The sequence below is a fragment of the Nocardiopsis sp. iso_237 genome, assembly GCF_056173345.1.
Window position 1 is genome coordinate 4,245,709 of record NZ_CM149669.1, and the last position, 15,633, is coordinate 4,261,341.

Annotated in this window: 13 protein-coding genes; 5 read left to right on the forward strand and 8 right to left on the reverse strand. The window is 71.9% G+C overall.

Annotation, left to right across the window (positions count from 1 at the left end):
* Positions 1-17: 17 nt before the first annotated feature.
* From AC0VYM_RS19320 to AC0VYM_RS19340, 5 genes are all read right to left on the reverse strand, one after another.
* Entirely contained in the window at positions 18-1,109 is a 1,092-nt protein-coding gene (locus tag AC0VYM_RS19320; protein ID WP_475454170.1) for an ABC transporter ATP-binding protein, read from the reverse strand.
* Between the two features lie 14 nt (positions 1,110-1,123).
* Positions 1,124-2,119 carry a zinc-dependent alcohol dehydrogenase family protein gene (locus AC0VYM_RS19325; protein WP_475454172.1) on the reverse strand — a complete coding sequence of 332 codons (996 nt, stop codon included), beginning with the start codon at positions 2,117-2,119 and terminating at the stop codon, positions 1,124-1,126.
* Positions 2,119-3,009 (reverse strand): carbohydrate ABC transporter permease, encoded by an 891-nt coding sequence (locus AC0VYM_RS19330; protein ID WP_475454174.1) that lies wholly within the window; start codon positions 3,007-3,009, stop codon positions 2,119-2,121. Before AC0VYM_RS19330 ends, AC0VYM_RS19325 begins: the two co-directional genes overlap by 1 nt.
* Entirely contained in the window at positions 3,006-3,932 is a 927-nt protein-coding gene (locus AC0VYM_RS19335) for a carbohydrate ABC transporter permease (protein ID WP_475454176.1), read from the reverse strand. The genes AC0VYM_RS19330 and AC0VYM_RS19335 overlap by 4 nt, the downstream gene beginning before the upstream one ends.
* A 75-nt stretch (positions 3,933-4,007) precedes the next feature.
* Positions 4,008-5,366 (reverse strand): ABC transporter substrate-binding protein, encoded by a 1,359-nt coding sequence (locus AC0VYM_RS19340; protein WP_475454178.1) that lies wholly within the window; start codon positions 5,364-5,366, stop codon positions 4,008-4,010.
* Between the two features lie 215 nt (positions 5,367-5,581).
* Here AC0VYM_RS19340 and AC0VYM_RS19345 point away from each other — a divergent pair, with 215 nt between their 5' ends.
* The 4 genes from AC0VYM_RS19345 (at position 5,582) to AC0VYM_RS19360 (ending at position 9,813) form a co-directional block, all read left to right on the forward strand.
* Positions 5,582-6,529, forward strand: a complete 948-nt coding sequence (locus tag AC0VYM_RS19345; RefSeq protein ID WP_475454180.1) for a sugar-binding transcriptional regulator — start codon at positions 5,582-5,584, stop codon at positions 6,527-6,529.
* 41 nt (positions 6,530-6,570) lie between these two features.
* Positions 6,571-7,962 (forward strand): xylulokinase, encoded by a 1,392-nt coding sequence (xylB, locus tag AC0VYM_RS19350; protein ID WP_475454182.1) that lies wholly within the window; start codon positions 6,571-6,573, stop codon positions 7,960-7,962.
* An 83-nt stretch (positions 7,963-8,045) separates the two neighbouring features.
* Positions 8,046-8,483: a hypothetical protein gene (locus AC0VYM_RS19355; protein ID WP_475454184.1), complete on the forward strand. Its 438-nt coding sequence runs from the start codon at positions 8,046-8,048 to the stop codon at positions 8,481-8,483.
* A 1-nt stretch (position 8,484) separates the two neighbouring features.
* The gene (locus tag AC0VYM_RS19360) at positions 8,485-9,813 is read left to right on the forward strand and encodes a hypothetical protein (protein WP_475454186.1); all 1,329 of its coding nucleotides are present in this window, start codon (positions 8,485-8,487) and stop codon (positions 9,811-9,813) included.
* A 12-nt stretch (positions 9,814-9,825) separates the two neighbouring features.
* On the opposite strand, the gene AC0VYM_RS19365 is transcribed toward AC0VYM_RS19360, so the two are convergent.
* The 3 genes from AC0VYM_RS19365 to AC0VYM_RS19375 form a co-directional block, all read right to left on the reverse strand.
* Positions 9,826-10,227, reverse strand: a complete 402-nt coding sequence (locus tag AC0VYM_RS19365) for a tetratricopeptide repeat protein (protein WP_475454188.1) — start codon at positions 10,225-10,227, stop codon at positions 9,826-9,828.
* Between the two features lie 205 nt (positions 10,228-10,432).
* Positions 10,433-11,590: a homoserine O-acetyltransferase MetX gene (gene metX / locus AC0VYM_RS19370; protein ID WP_475454190.1), complete on the reverse strand. Its 1,158-nt coding sequence runs from the start codon at positions 11,588-11,590 to the stop codon at positions 10,433-10,435.
* The gene (locus AC0VYM_RS19375; RefSeq protein ID WP_475454192.1) at positions 11,587-12,903 is read right to left on the reverse strand and encodes a bifunctional o-acetylhomoserine/o-acetylserine sulfhydrylase; all 1,317 of its coding nucleotides are present in this window, start codon (positions 12,901-12,903) and stop codon (positions 11,587-11,589) included. The genes metX and AC0VYM_RS19375 overlap by 4 nt, the downstream gene beginning before the upstream one ends.
* A 210-nt stretch (positions 12,904-13,113) precedes the next feature.
* On the opposite strand from AC0VYM_RS19375, the gene AC0VYM_RS19380 reads away from it, so the two are divergent.
* Positions 13,114-15,612: an ATP-dependent Clp protease ATP-binding subunit gene (locus AC0VYM_RS19380; RefSeq protein ID WP_475454194.1), complete on the forward strand. Its 2,499-nt coding sequence runs from the start codon at positions 13,114-13,116 to the stop codon at positions 15,610-15,612.
* The last annotated feature ends 21 nt before the right edge of the window (positions 15,613-15,633 follow it).

The following is a 15,633-nucleotide window of genomic DNA, read 5'->3' on the forward strand; positions in this document are numbered from 1 at the left end:
CGCGGCCATGGTCCAGGTCACTCGTCCAGGCGCTCCCCCGTCCCCGGTGAGAAGACGTGCACCTGCCCGGGCCGGACCCGCAGGTGGACGACCTGACCGCTGGTCGGGGCGCGGTCCGGGGCCACCCGGACCACCAGGTCGCCGTCGGCCGGATGTCCGGGGATCCCCCCGTACAGGTAGCAGTCCGCGCCCAGGTTCTCGACCAGTCCGATCTCCATCGGGAAGCCGTCGGTGTCACCCACCAGGTCCACCGCCTCGGGACGGAACCCCAACAGGACCGAGTCCGCGCCCTCCCGGGCCAGACGCGCCCGCTGCCCGGCGCCCAGCGGGAGGTCGTGACCGCCGACCCGGACCGCCTCGCCCGTGACGGGGAACTCCCGCAGGTTCATCGCGGGTGAACCCATGAAACCGGCGACGAAGGCGTTGGCCGGGCGCTCGTACAGCCCGAGCGGGGTGTCGCACTGCTGGAGCAGCCCGTCCTTGAGCACCGCGACCCGGTCGCCCATGGTCATGGCCTCGACCTGGTCATGGGTGACGTAGACGGTCGTGACGCCCAGCCTGCGCTGGAGTTCGGCGATCTGGGTGCGGGTGGACACCCGGAGCTTGGCGTCCAGGTTGGACAGCGGCTCGTCCATCAGGAAGACCCGGGGCTCCCGCACGATCGCGCGGCCCATCGCCACACGCTGGCGCTGGCCGCCCGAGAGCGCCTTGGGTCTGCGGTCGAGCAGCGGGGTCAGGTCCAGCAGCTCGGCGGCCTCGGCCACCCGGCGCGCCCGTTCCTCCTTGCCGACCCTGGCCATCTCCAGGGCGAAGCCCATGTTCTGCCCGACGGTCATGTGCGGGTAGAGCGCGTAGGACTGGAAGACCATCGCGATGTCGCGGTCCATGGGGCTGAGGTCGGTGACGTCGGTGTCCCCGATCCGGATGGTCCCGTGGTCCACCTCCTCCAACCCGGCGAGCATGCGCAGTGAGGTGGACTTCCCGCAGCCGGACGGACCGACCAGGACCAGGAACTCCCCGTCCTCGATCTCCAGGCTCAGCTCGTCCACGGCGGGCGCGTCCGAGCCCGGGTAGAAGTGGGTGGCCTTCTCGAAACTGACCGATGCCACGTGGCATCACTCCTCTACAGCTGCGGGTTGACCTGGAGCTTGCGGCCGCGACCGGCGCGGAAGGCCTCGACGGCGAGACCGTAGTCGTCGAGGGCGAAGGAGTCGGTGACCATGGTGTCGGCGTCCACGACCCCCTTGGCCATGATGTCCACGGCCCGCCCGTAGCTGTGCAGGACCGCCATGGAGCCGACCACGGTGATCTCGTCGTTGTAGATCCGGAAGGGCGAGAAGGTCGCGGTGGCCTCGGCCGGGGCCACGCCGAACACCTGGAAGGTGCCGCCCCGGGCCACCCGGGTCAGGCCGTCCTCGATCGCCGGGACCACACCGGTGCAGTCGATGACCACCTCCCAGTCGGAGCGGTCCAGCTCGTCGGCGCCGACGGCGACCGCGTCCGCCGCCAGGGAGGCGGCCACCGCGAGGCGGTCGGTGTTGGGGTCGACCACGGACACGCTGGCGGCCCCGGCCGAGGCGGCGAGCTGCGCCATGAGAAGCCCCATGGTCCCCGCTCCGTAGACCAGGTAGTGCTCGCCCACCCGGCCGGGCAGCAGGTCGAACCCGTGTACCGCGCAGGAGAGGGGTTCGATGAGCGCGGCGTGCTCGAAGGGCATGGAGTCGGGGATGCGGTAGCAGGAGGACGCGGGCACCGGGACGAACTCGGCGCTGGCTCCGGGCCGGGTCACGCCCACCGCGTTCCACCGCGCGCACAGGTTGCCCCGGCCCACCAGGCACTTGGCGCACTCCCCGCAGAACAGGGAGGGGTCCACCGCGACCCGGTCGTCGACGGCCACGTCGGTGACCTCCGAGCCGACCGCGACCACGGTTCCGGCGAACTCGTGTCCGGGGACGATCGGGTAGGGGGTGGGGGCGAACTCCCCGTCGATGATGTGCAGGTCGGTTCCGCAGATGCCCACGGCGGCCGGGGCGACGACCACGTCCCCGGGGCCGGGCTTGGGGTCGTCCACCTGCTGGACGGAGTAGTGACCGGGTTCGCTGACGACGAGTGCGCGCATTACTTCACGGCTCCTAGGGAAAGGCCGCGGACCAGCCACCGTTGGGCGGCCCATCCGGCGAGGATCACGGGCAGGGCCGCCATGGTGGAGGCGGCCGAGAGTCGGGCCCAGTACAGGCCCTCGCCGCTGATGAAGCCGACGAGGAAGACCGGGACGGTGGAGGCCTGGGACGCGGTCAGGTTGACCGCGAAGAAGAACTCGTTCCAGGCGAAGATGAAGCAGATCAGGGCTGTGGCGGCCAGACCGGGGGCGATCATCGGCAGGATGACGCGCCGCATCTCCGTGAGTCGGCGCGCTCCGTCCATCCGGGCGGCCTCGAGGACCTCCTTGGGCAGCTCGACGAGGAACGACCGGATCATCCAGATCGCGATCGGCAGGTTCATGGCCGTGTACACGAGGGTGAGGGTGCGGGCGTCGTCCAGCGCGCCGAGGTTCCTGGCGATGACGTACAGCGGCAGGATCATGGCCACCGGCGGCAGGAGCTTGGTGGACAGGAAGAAGAACAGCGAGTCGCGCCACGCGGGGACGCGCACCAGGGAGAGCGCGTAGGCGGCGGGCAGCCCCAGGACGATGGCGAGGATGGTGGACAGCACCGACGCCTGGAGGGAGTTCAGCAGGTAGGGGACGAAGTCGCGCCCGATCACCGCCGAGTACTGGTCCAGGGTCGGCTGGAAGAAGAAGGTGGGCGGGTTGGTGGAGGCCTGGGACTCCTGCTTGAAACCGGTGAGGAACATCCACAGCACGGGGAAGAAGAACAGCAGTCCCAGCGCCCACGCGAGGATGCCCGGCAGGGGGCGTACGGGTCGGCGCCGACGCCTGCGCCGGGCCGAACCGCCCCGGGGCGAGGTCACCACGGACGGGGCGGCCGGAGGTGCGGTCACGGGGGTCACGACTCCTCCTCGAACAGGCTGGAGACCACGCGCAGGGCGAACATGGCGACGACCAGGGTCGCGACGACCACGATCACTCCGGCGGCGGCCGCCTCCCCCACGTCGAAGGAGCGGAAGGCCTGAAGGTAGATGAAGTAGGGCAGGTTGGTGGTCGACTGGCCCGGCCCGCCCTGGGTGATCATGTAGATCGCGTCGAAGGTCTGGACGATGTAGATCGTGCCGAGCAGGATCGCCAGCTCCACGAAGCGGCGCAGGTGCGGGAAGGTGATCCGGCGGAAGACCGCGAGGGGTCCGGCGCCGTCCACCCGCGCGGCCTCCAGCACCTCGGGTGACTGGCTCTGGAGCCCGGCGAGCATGATGAGCATCATGAACGGGGTCCACTGCCAGGTCAGCACCATGACGATGGACAGCAGCGGGAAGTCGTTGACCCAGTCCGCCTGGACTCCGAACGGCGAGAGCACCCAGTTGAGCAGGCCGTACACCGGGTGGTACATCGAGGTCTTCCACAGCAGCGCGGCGGCGACCGGCATGACCAGGAACGGCGTGATCATCAGGGTCCGGACGATCCCCCGGCCGAGGAAGGCGCGGTCCAGCAGGAGGGCCAGCCCCAGCCCGAGGACCAGGGAGGCCAGAACCGCGCCGACGGTCAGCAGGACGGTGTTGGCGACGGCGTTGTGGAAGAGCGGGTCGCCCAGGACGCTGCCGTAGTTGGCGAACCCCGCGAAGGAGTCCGAGTCGGGGCGCAGCAGGTTGCTGCTCTGGAAGCTGTAGTAGACGGTGAACAGGAACGGGATCTGGGTCATCGCGATGACGAACAGCAGTCCCGGCAGCAGCGGGCCGCGCCGGATCCATCGCTCCGTCCGGGTCAGGTCCCGGGTCCGGGGCCCGCGCCGCGCCGTGTCCGGCGGGGTCTGAGCGCTCATGGCCTTCCTTGCGGGGGTCGGGGTGGGGAGGGCTCCGGTGCCGGTGCCGGGTTCGGCGCCCGGCACCGGCGGTTCTCAGTCGCGGTAGCCGCCGGACTCGGCGGTCTGGTCCGCGTACTCCTGCGACTTGGCCAGGGCCTCCTCCACGGTCTGCTGTCCCGCGATGGCCGCGGAGATCTCCTGGGAGACGAGGGTCCCCAGGTCCTGGAACTCGGGGATGGACACGTACTGGACCCCGGTCCAGGGCTGCGGGTGCACTCCGGGCTGCTCCACGTCGACGTTGTCGATGGCGTCGTAGGTGGGTCCGGCGAAGGCCTCGGCGGCCTCCTGGTACTCGGGGATGTCGTAGGTCGAGATCCGGGAGCCGGGCGGGACGCGCTCCCAGCCCAGTTCCTCACCGACGAGCTGGTGGTACTCCTTCGACGTGGCCCAGGAGACGAACTCCCACGCGGCCTCGGGGTCGGTGGAGGTGGAGGGGATCGACAGGGCCCAGGCCCACAGCCAGCCCGCGTGGTCGGTCTCCATGGTCGGCGCGGCGACGTAGCCGATGTCACCGACGACGCTGCTGGAGTCCGGGTCCTCCAGGTTGCCCGCCGCGACGGTGGAGTCGTAGAACATGGCGGCGTCGCCCTGGGCCATGGTCGTGAGGCACTCGGTGAAGCCCGCGTTGGGGGCGCCCGACTGTCCGTGGTCGCGGACGAGGTCCACGTACGTCTGGACGGCCTCCTCCACCTCGGGCGAGTCGAGGTGGGCGTTCCAGTCCTCGTCGTACCACTGGCCGCCGTAGGTGAGGATCACGGAGTTGAGCGGCGCCAGGAGTTCGCCCCAGCCCGGGACCCCGCGCAGGCAGATCCCGGCGGTGCCGGCGTCCGGGTCGTCCAGTTCGGCCGCGAACCCGGCGACCTCCTCCCAGGTGGGCCGGTCCGGCATGTCCAGGCCCGCCTCCTCGAAGAGGTCCTCCCGGTACATGAGGAAGGAGGACTCCCCGTAGAAGGGGGCCCCGTACATCTGGTCCTCGTGGGAGAGGGCGGAGCGGACGGTGGGGATGATGTCGTCGATCTCGTAGCCGGGGTCGGCGGCGTACTCGTCGAGGCTGAGGATCCACTGGTTCTCGGCCCAGATCGGCACCTCGTAGGTCCCGATGGTGACGACGTCGTACTGGCCGCCCTGGGTGGCGATGTCCTGGGTCACGCGGTCGCGGAGCTGGTTCTCGGGCAGGACCACGAACTCGACCGTGATGTCGGGATGCGCGTCGTTGAACTCCGACGCGAGCGCCTCGATGTCCTCCATCTGCGGGTTGGAGACCGTGGCGACGGTGACGATCCGGTCGCCGTCCGCCCCGGCGCCCCCGGCCCCCGAGCAGCCGGTGGCGACCAGGGCCAGCCCGGTGGCCGCCGCCACCAGCGGCACGCCTCGCGGTGCGTTCGTGATCATGACTTCCTCCTGGGGGTAGGCAGGCGAGGACCGCGGGACCACGCGAGGGGGATCCCGTGCGGCCTCCTCCGAGCACCGGCCGCTCATATGAGCGTTCTGGATAACACATGAGCGGCCCGGGCCTTATTTAAGTTGTGACGGGTGTCACCGGTCAACCCGTGGTGCAATAATGGGCGATACTCCGCTCATTTGAGCGACACCACTGGAGGGCGTAGATGAAGCACGCGTTCCGACCCGCGGAACTGATCCGCGCCACCGCGGTCGCCCGCAGGTACTACCTGGCGGGCGACTCCAAGATCCGCATCGCGGAGGACTTCGGCATCAGCCGGTTCAAGGTCGCACGCATCCTCGAGGAGGCCCGCGACGTCGGGATCGTCCGCATCGAGATCGCGGAGCCCACCGAGGTGGACACCGACCTCTCCCAGCGGCTGAGCACCGCCTACGGCCTCAAGCAGGCGGTGGTGGTCGCCCACGCCGGGGAGGGCGAGGCCCTGCACCGCAGCCTCGGGCGCATCGCCGCCGAGTACCTCACCGAGATCCTCGAGGAGGGCGACACCCTCGGGCTGGCCTGCTCCCGTACCCTCAACGCGATGACCCTCGCCCTGGGCGACCTGCCCCGGTGCACGGTCGTGCAGCTCACCGGCGTGCTGCCCGGAGGCGTGGAGGAGAACTCGGTGGAACTCGTGCGGCGGGTGGCCAGCCTCGCGCGCGGCCCGGCCTTCCCCGTCTACGCGCCTCTGGTCGTGTCCGACCCCGGTACGGCGGAGGCGTTGCGCAGCCAACCCCAGGTGGCCGACGCCATGCAGCGCTACGGCGAACTCGACAAGGCCGTGGTCGCCATCGGTTCGTGGTCCCCCACGCTCTCCCTGGTCCGCGACGCCCTCTCCCCCGCCGAGGGCGCCTCCCTCGAACGCGAGGGGGTCCAGGCGGAGGTGTGCGCACGCACCGTGGACGTGCACGGCTCCCCCATCGCACCCGAGCTGACCTCACGCGTCATCGCCATCACCCTGGACCAGCTCCGCGCGGTCCCCGAGGTCATCGCCGTGGCCGGGGGCTCGGGCAAGGCCCAGGCCATCCACTCCACCCTCAAGACCGGGGTGATCTCCTCACTGGTCACCGACACCACGACCGCGCACATCCTCCTCGAGTCAGCCATGACCTGACCTCCACGACCGCTTCGACCCCTCACTCACACGGAGCACACATGACGCTGGTTGCCGGAATCGACAGTTCGACCCAGTCCTGCAAGATCGTGGTCTGCGACGCCACCACCGGCAAGGTGGTGCGCGAGGGCCGCGCGCCGCACCCCGACGGAACCGAGACCGATCCCGCGCACTGGTGGACGGCGCTGACCACCGCCTCCTCCGGGCTGCTCGACGGCGTCGCGGCCGTGTCCGTGGCCGGTCAACAGCACGGCATGGTGGTGGTCGACGAGGACGGCCGGGTCGTGCGGCCCGCACTGCTGTGGAACGACGCCCGCTCCGCCGGCGCCGCGCGCGACCTGGTCGAGGAGCTCGGCGGCCCCGGGGCCTGGGCGGACGCGGTGAGCAACGTGCCCGTGGCCAGCCTGACCGTCACCAAGCTCCGCTGGCTCGCCCGAAACGAACCGGACAACGCCGCCCGGGTGCGCGGGGTGATGCTCCCCCACGACTGGTTGACCTGGCGGCTGGGCGGCGCCCGTACCGCGCCGACCACCGACCGGGGCGACGCCTCGGGTACCGGGTACTGGTCGCCGTCCGAGGACGCCTACCGCACCGACCTGCTGGTCCGCGCCTTCGGCCGCGAACTCGACCTGCCCCGGGTGGCGGCCCCCTCGGAGCCGGTGGGCCACACGCCCGAGGGCGCCGTCATCGCCCCCGGCACCGGCGACAACATGGGGACCGCGCTGGGTCTGGGGCTGCGGCCGGGTGACGCCGTGGTCTCCCTCGGCACCAGCGGAACCGTGTTCGCGGCGCACGACCGGCCCGCCCACGACCCCACCGGCACCGTGTGCGGGTTCGCCGACGCCACCGGCGGGTTCCTTCCGCTGGCCTGCACCCTGAACGCGGCGCGGGTACTGAGCGCCACCGCCGCGATGCTCGGCACCGGCCTGGCCGGACTGGACGCCCTCGCCCTGAACGCCGAACCGGGGGCGGGCGGGGTGGTCCTGCTGCCCTACCTGGACGGGGAGCGCACCCCGGAACTGCCGCACGCCACCGGCTCACTGCACGGGCTGACACGGGACAACATGCGTCCGGAGAACATCGCGCGCGCCGCCGTCGAGGGCATGCTCTGCGGACTGGCCGACGGCCTGGCCGCGATGACCGCGAGCGGGGTCCCGGTCGAGCGCGTCCTGCTCGTCGGCGGGGGCGCCCGGTCGGCGGCCGTACGGGCCGTGGCACCGCTCGTGCTGGGCGCTCCCATCGTGGTGCCGCCCGCGGCCGAGTACGTGGCCATCGGTGCGGCCCGCCAGGCCGCCTGGACCCTCGCCGGAACCGCCGAACCCCCGGTGTGGCCCCTGGGCGCCCCGGATGAGGAGTCCAGCCACGAGCCCGACGTGGGCCGACGGGTCCGTGAGCGCTACGCGGAGCACCGCCGCGCCACCCACGGGGTCTGACCGGCCCCCGACAAGGAGGCGGGGATTCGGTACTCTGTCCCGTCGCGGGCCGGGCAGAACGGACACGAGTAGCGGGAGAGCACATGTCGGTCGAGGAGCGGCTGAGGGTACCCATCGGATCGGCCCCCGGCTGGTCGACGGCGCCCGACTGCCGCCGCGTGCTGGTCGTGGCGCACACCGTCACCACCCTCACGCGCCTGCTCGACATTCTTCCGCTACTCGAATCCGATCCCCGAATCCAGATCGTCTTCACCCGCGCGCGCACGTCCAATTTCCGCGAGGGCGTCACCGAATTCCTCGGTGACATCGGCGCCGTCGTCGCCCCGTGGGAACAGGCGGTGGAGGAGGAATTCGATCTCGCGATCGCCGCGAGCTACGGCGACGACCTGCACCTGATCAAGGCCCCATTGGTCGTCTTCTCCCATGGTGCCGGATACAATAAACTAATGAAACCGGAAACCGGAAACCGGAAACCGGAAACCGGAAACCGGAAACCGGAAACCGGAAACCGGAAACCGTGACGTGACGGACTCCCCGGAAACCGACGCCGTGTTCGGTCTGGCCGCCCCCACCCTGCTGCGGGACGGGGAGCTGGTCCCCGAGGCCCTCGTGCTCTCCCACACCGAGCAGCTCGACCGGCTCCGCGCCGCCTGCCCCGAGGCGGTCGGCTCCGCGGTCGTCGCCGGAGACCCCACCCACGACCGCATCCTGGCCGGGCTGCCCTGGCGCGAACGCTACCGCGACCACCTGGAGACGGGCGCGCGCAGGCTGGTCCTGGTCAGTTCCACCTGGGGGCCCACCTCCCTCCTGGGCGCCTGGCCCGGCTTCCTCGGCACCCTCCTCACCGAACTCCCGGTGGACGAGTACCGCGTGGCCCTCGCCCTGCACCCCAACGTCTGGCACGGACACGGAACCTGGCAGGTACGGTCCTGGCTGGCCACGGCCGAACGCGCCGGGCTCCGCGTCCTGCCTCCCCGGCAGGGCTGGCAGGCGGCACTGGTCGCCGCCGACCACGTGATCGGTGACCACGGTTCGGTCACCTTCTACGGCGCCGCCCAGGGCACCCACACCATGCTGGCCGCCTTCCCCCACCACGAGATGGCCGACGGCTCCCCCATCGCCGCGTTCGGCAGGGACGCCACCCGGCTGCGCGCGGACCGGCCTCTGCTGCCCCAGTTGCTGGCCGACGCCGCCGGGCACAAGCCCGACCGGTTCTCCGCCCACACCGACCTGCTCAACTCCGTACCCGGCCGGTCGGGGCAGATCCTGCGTGCGACCTTCTACCGGCTCCTGAACCTGTCCGAGCCCGAGCAGCCCCTGCGCGTCCTGCCGCCGGACCCGCCGATCCCCTACCGACGCGGCTGGCCCGACGCCGCGGACACCACGCCGCTGTGGTGCACGGTCCTCGAGGAGGAGGACGGACTCCGGGTCCGCCGACTCCCCGCGGAGGCCGTCGACGCCGGGAGGCTGCCGCTGGACCGGCCCCACCTGGCCGCCCACGCGGACGAGACCCAGGCGCGTTGGTCCGAGGCGGCCTGCCTCCTCCTGTGCGGTCCCGGGTCGGAGGGCCCCCGGGGGGCCGTCTCCTGGGAACGGCTGCGGGTTCGGCTGGCCGATCACCCGCGCGCCCACCTGGCGGTGGCGGCGGACGGCCCCGACTGCCTGGTCGTCGACCGCGACGGGGCGCGGGTACGCCTCGTGGCGGACTCCCCCCGGCACGGGGCCGACCCCACCGCGGCGGCCTCCGCCTACTGGCACCTGTGGGTCGGGGGACGGGCACCCGAGCGGGACCTCGCGGTGTTCCTGGGCGAGCAGCGGCTCACCTTCACCGTCCACCGGGAAGGTGAGTGACCCCGGGGGGGGTCAGGCGCCGATCCGCTCCCGGACCTCGGCGGCCTCCCGAACGGCCTCGGCGCTCTCGTACGCTTCCAGGGCTCGGCCCAGTTCCGCGCGGGCGGCCGCCGGGTCGCGGTCCTCGACGGCGTCCGCGCGCGCCACGTACACGTCTCCGACCCGGCGCTGGTCTCCGAGGTGGCGGTGCGAAGCGACCGCTTCCTCGTACTCCTCCAGTGCCTCGTCGATCCGCCCCTGGCGGACCCGCAGGTCGGCCAGGGCCTTGTGCGCGCGGGCCCGGTTCTGGTGGTCGTCCTCGGAGAGCAGACCCAGGGCCCGGAGGATGAGCGGCTCGGCCTGTGTCAGCCGACCGGCACCCAGGTGGCACACGCCCTCCTTGCGCACCATGATGTGCAGCGCCCTCGGGTCCACCTCACGGGTGCGTCACTGCCGGGGGCACCGGCAGCCTATCCAGACCTGGCCGGGTGCTCTCCAGCGCGCGTGACCTGGGGCAGTTGGAGGGGTTGCTGGCCCTGGCGGACCTGCGTCTGACCGCCGAGGAGTCGGCGCTCCTGGACGCGGCCTCGGCCTGAGCCCTTCGGCCCGGGGCAGGCGTGCGGGTCTCGGCCCGCGCCGCTCACCCGGTGTCGGAGAGCAGTTCCCCGACCAGCGCGGCGACCTGCTCGGTCTCGACGAGGAAGCCGTCGTGGCCGTGCGCCGACCCGATCACCCGTACCTGACCGGGCCGGGGCAGGTGGCGGGCGATCTCCCGCTGCTGCGAGAGCGGATACAGGTGGTCGCTGTCGACCCCCGCCACGATCGTCCGCTCCGGCATCGCGGCCAGCGCGGCAGCGACCCCGCCACGGCCGCGTCCGACGTCGTGCCCGTTCATCGCCTCGGTGAGCAGTACGTAGCTGGCCGGGTCGAAGCGGCGGGCCAGCTTCCACGCCTGGTGGTCGAGGTAGGACTCCACCGCGTACCGCCCCTCGGAGCCGGGGTCCTCGCCCCGCTGCGCGGACCGGCCGAAGCGCGCGTCGAACTCGCCCGCCCCGCGATAGGTGACGTGGGCGATCCGGCGCGCGACCCCGAGGCCGTCCACCGGCGCGCGGCCGGTGGAGTGGTAGTCGCCGCCGAACCAGTCCGGGTCCGCTCGTACGGCGTGCAGCTGCGGGGCGGCCCAGGCGATCTGCCAGGCCGTGGTGGCCGCGGGGCAGGCCAGGACCAGGGCCCGGCGGACCCGCCCTGGGAGGGTGATCGCCCACTCCAGGGCGCGCATCCCGCCCATGGATCCGCCGAGCACGGCCGCCCACGCGTCCACGCCCAGCGCGTCCGCGAGCGCCTCCTCGGCGCGGACGGTGTCGCGCAGGGTGATCCGGGGGAACCGGCTCCCCCACGGCCGACCGTCGGGGGCGTCCGAGGACGGACCGGTGCTGCCCTGGCAGCCGCCCAGGACGTTGGGGGCCACCACCAGGTAGCGGTCGGTGTCCAGCGCCCGTCCGGGACCGACGATCCCCTCCCACCAGCCGGGGCTGGGCTGGCCGGGGCCGGGCGGTCCGGCCAGGTGGGCGTCGCCGGTGAGGGCGTGCAGGACCAGCACCGCGTTGGTGCCCTCGGGGTTGAGGCGCCCCCAGGTCTGGTAGGCCAGGCGCACCCCGGGCAGGTGCTCCCCCGACTCCAGCTCCAGGGGTCGGTCCAGCCGGACCCAGCGGCGCCGTCCGACCGGGTCGCCCTCACGCCAGCCGCCCCGGGCCGGCCGGGTCGCGGCCGGACCCGCCGGTCGCGGACGACCGGTCACTGGTGCGCCTTGGCGGCGCGGAAGCCGAGTTCGAGATCCGCGCGCAGGTCGTCGACGTGTTCCAGGCCCACCGCCAGCCGGACCAGCCCGGGCGTGACCCCCGCGGTGGCCTGTTCCTCGGGGGCGAGCTGGCTGTGGGTGGTGCTGGCCGGGTGCACGATGAGGCTGCGCACGTCACCGATGTTGACGAGCTGGCTGAACAGTTCGGTGCCGTCGACGAAGGCCCTTCCGGCGTCCACTCCCCCGCGCAGCTCGAAGGACAGGACCGCCCCCGCACCCCGGGGCAGGTACTTCCGGGCCAGGGTGTGGAAGGGGCTGGAGGGCAGGCCCGCGTAGTGGACGCGTTCGACCTCGTCCCGCCCCTCCAGCCACTCGGCCAGCGCCTGGGTGTTGCTGACGTGGCGGTCGATCCGCAGTGAGAGGGTCTCCACTCCCTGCAACACGAGGAAGGAGTTGAGCGGGGCGATGGCGGCGCCGGTGTCGCGCAGCAGCTGGACACGGAGCTTGGCGGCGTAGGCGCCGGGGCCGAGCGCGTCCCAGTACCTGAGCCCGTGGTAGCTGGGGTCGGGCTCCACGAATCCGGGGAAGCGGTCCCCGTGCGCGCCGAAGTCGAAGCTGCCCGCGTCCACGACCGCCCCGGCGACGGTGGTGCCGTGCCCGCCGAGGTACTTGGTGGCGGAGTGCACGACGATGTCGGCGCCAAAGTCGATGGGACGCAGCAGGTAGGGGGTGGGCACGGTGTTGTCGACGATCAGCGGGACGCCGGTCTCGTGGGCGGTGTCGGCCACCGCGCGCACGTCCAGGACGTTGCCGCCGGGGTTGGCGAGGGTCTCCGCGAAGTAGAGCTTGGTCTCGGGGCGGGTGGCGGCGCGCCACGAGTCGGGGTCGTCCTGGTCCTCGACGAAGGACACCTGGACGCCGAGTTTGGGCAGCGTGTGGTGGAGGAGGTTGTAGGTGCCGCCGTACAGCAGCGAGCTGGCGACCAGGTGGTCACCCGCGCCGACCAGGTTGAGCAGCGCCGCGGTGACGGCGGCCGAACCGGAGGCGAAGGCGACCGCCCCCACACCGCCCTCCAGGGCGGCGACGCGCTGTTCGAGGACGTCCTGGGTGGGGTTGCCGATGCGGGTGTAGATGTTGCCGGGCTCGGCCAGGCTGAACAGGTCCGCGCCGTGCTGGCTGTCCCGGAAGACGTACGAGGTGGTCTGGTAGATCGGGGTGGCCCGCGCGAGGGTCGCGGGGTCGGGCTCGGCCCCGGCGTGGATCTGCTGGGTCTCGAAGGACCAGGTCCGGATCCGGGTGGTGTCGGTGCTCAACGAACGCCCCTTTACGCATAAAGCCGACTGGAAAAGTAGGGAATCGTTTCGAGGCTAGCACTCCCCCGCCGACCCTGGCCAGGGATCAGCCGAACCCTCCCCATGCGCGGGTGGTACCGCCCGATTCAGGTGGTTTCACTTAGGGTGATTGTGCGACTCCGACGGGCCACCGCACCGCCCGTCCGTCAACACCACGGGGGACGACACGACATGAGCACCGACCTTCCCGACGGCCCGGGTGACGACCCGGGCTCCTTCGACGAGTTCCTCGCGCGGTTCCTCAGCGGGTCACGGGGGCCCGTCCGCCGCGTCGACCTCTCCAAACTGATGGACCCCGAGGCGCAGAGGGTGGCCGACTCGGCGGTCCGCCGCACCCTGGAGAGCGGCGGGGCCGACGTCGACTCCGTCCACCTGCTGTGGTCGCTCCTGCGCTACCCGCCGATCCGTGAACTGCTGGGCCGCACCGACACGGACCTGGCCCCGCTGGGGGACGTGGTCGACCAGGCCGTCGCCCAGACGCCCCGGGCGGCGCGCGGTGGCTCCCCCCGGCTCACGCCCGCCGCCAAGCGCGCCTTCCTCGACTCCCTCCAGATCGCCCGCGCCACCGGCAGCACCAGCATCACGCCCGAACACCTGCTGTTCGCGCTGGCGGTCAACCCCGGCGCACCGGTCGGCCAACTCCTGCGCGACTCCGGGATCACCCCGCAGGCGCTTCAGAAGGCCGCCGGGGCGGTGCCGCCGAGCGAACAGGGCGAGACCGCGCCCTCCGACACCCCGCAACTGGACGAGTTCGGCACCGACATGACCGCGCTCGCCCGGGAGGGGCGCCTGGACCCGGTGATCGGCCGTGAGGACGAGGTCGAACAGTGCATCGAGGTGCTGGCACGACGGCGCAAGAACAACCCGGTGCTCATCGGTGACCCGGGCGTGGGCAAAACCGCCATCGTGGAGGGCATCGCCCAGCGCATCTTCGACGACGACGTCCCCGAGACCCTGCGCGGCCGTCGACTGGTCCAGCTCGACCTGTCCGGCATCGTCGCGGGCACCCGGTACCGGGGCGACTTCGAGGAACGGCTCAACGCCATCGTGGACGAGATCCGCGCGCGTTCGGACGAGCTGCTGATCTTCATCGACGAGATCCACACCCTGGTCGGGGCGGGTGCCTCCGAGGGGTCGACCAGCGCCGGGAACATGCTCAAGCCCGCGCTGGCCCGGGGGGAACTGCACATCATCGGCGCGACCACCGTCGACGAGTACCGCAAGAACATAGAGAAGGACGCGGCCCTGGAACGCCGGTTCCAGCCGATCCAGGTGCCCGAGCCGTCCGTCCAGGACACCGTCGAGATCCTGCGCGGCCTCCGGGACCGTTACGAGGCGCACCACCAGGTGAGGTTCAGCGACGACAGCCTCGTGGCGGCGGCGGAGCTCTCCGACCGCTACGTCACCGACCGGTTCCTGCCCGACAAGGCCATCGACCTCGTCGACCAGGCCGGAGCCAGGGTCCGGCTGCGTCTGAAGACCTCCAGCTCGGCCCTGCGCGACCTGGAACGCAAGCTCAAGGAGCTGGAGGAACGCAAGGACCGGGCGGTGCAGGACGAGGACTACGAGCGGGCCTCGGCGCTGCGCGACGAGATCAACGCGTCCAAGAGCGAGGTGCACCAGGCGCGCGGCACCGGTTCGGCGGTGCCCGAGGTGAGCCCGGCCGACATCGCCGAGGTGGTCTCACGTAGCACTGGCATCCCGGTGGCCCAGCTGACCCAGGAGGAGCGGGAGCGGCTGGTCAACCTGGAGGAGGTGCTGCACGACCGCGTGGTCGGCCAGAACGAGGCGGTCACCGCCGTCTCGGAGGCGATCCGCCGCAACCGCGCCGGGCTCGGCGACCCGGACCGGCCCGTGGGCAGCTTCCTGTTCCTGGGGCCGACCGGCGTGGGGAAGACGGAACTGGCACGGGCCCTGGCGGAGGCGCTGTTCGGGGCCGAGGAGGCCATGGTCCGGATCGACATGAGCGAGTTCCAGGAACGGCACACCACCAGCAGGCTCACGGGGGCGCCGCCCGGGTTCGTGGGCTACGAGGAGGCGGGGCAGCTGACCGAGGCGGTCCGCCGCCACCCGTACTCGGTGCTGCTGCTCGACGAGATCGAGAAGGCCCACCCGGACGTGTTCAACCTCCTGTTGCAGCTCCTGGACGACGGTCGGCTCACCGACGGACAGGGCCGGACCGTGGACTTCCGGAACACGGTGGTCATCATGACGAGCAACCTGGGCTCGGAGGCCATCACCGGCGGCGGCCCGATGGGCTTCACCTCGGACGGGCAGATGGACCCCGACACCGAGCGCCGGGTGATGCGCCGTCTGAAGGAGGAGTTCCGCCCGGAGTTCCTGAACCGGGTGGACGAGATCATCGTCTTCAAGCAGCTGGGCGAGGACGAGATCAGGCAGATCACGACGCTGATGCTGGAGGGGACCGAGGAGCGGCTGCGCGCCCAGGACATCCAGGTGCGCTTCACCGACGAGGCCATCGACTGGCTGTCCCGACGCGGCTACCAGCCGGAGTTCGGCGCACGCCCCCTGGCCAGGACCATCCAGCGCAACGTGGGCAACCGGCTCTCCCGCATGGTGCTGGACCGCCAGGTGCTCCCCGGCGACCAGGTGGTGGTCGACGTGGACGGTGAGGACCAGCTGAGCGTGTCCACCGTTCCGCCGAGCTGACGCACCGGGTCCCGGGGGCTC

Coding starts and splice junctions, on each gene's coding strand:
- AC0VYM_RS19325 (WP_475454172.1), bottom strand. CDS start 2,119: ATGCGCGCACTCGTCGTCAGCGAACCCGGTCACTACTCCGTCCAGCAG.
- AC0VYM_RS19335 (WP_475454176.1), bottom strand. CDS start 3,932: ATGAGCGCTCAGACCCCGCCGGACACGGCGCGGCGCGGGCCCCGGACC.
- AC0VYM_RS19340 (WP_475454178.1), bottom strand. CDS start 5,366: ATGATCACGAACGCACCGCGAGGCGTGCCGCTGGTGGCGGCGGCCACC.
- AC0VYM_RS19345 (WP_475454180.1), top strand. CDS start 5,582: ATGAAGCACGCGTTCCGACCCGCGGAACTGATCCGCGCCACCGCGGTC.
- xylB (WP_475454182.1), top strand. CDS start 6,571: ATGACGCTGGTTGCCGGAATCGACAGTTCGACCCAGTCCTGCAAGATC.
- AC0VYM_RS19355 (WP_475454184.1), top strand. CDS start 8,046: ATGTCGGTCGAGGAGCGGCTGAGGGTACCCATCGGATCGGCCCCCGGC.
- AC0VYM_RS19380 (WP_475454194.1), top strand. CDS start 13,114: ATGAGCACCGACCTTCCCGACGGCCCGGGTGACGACCCGGGCTCCTTC.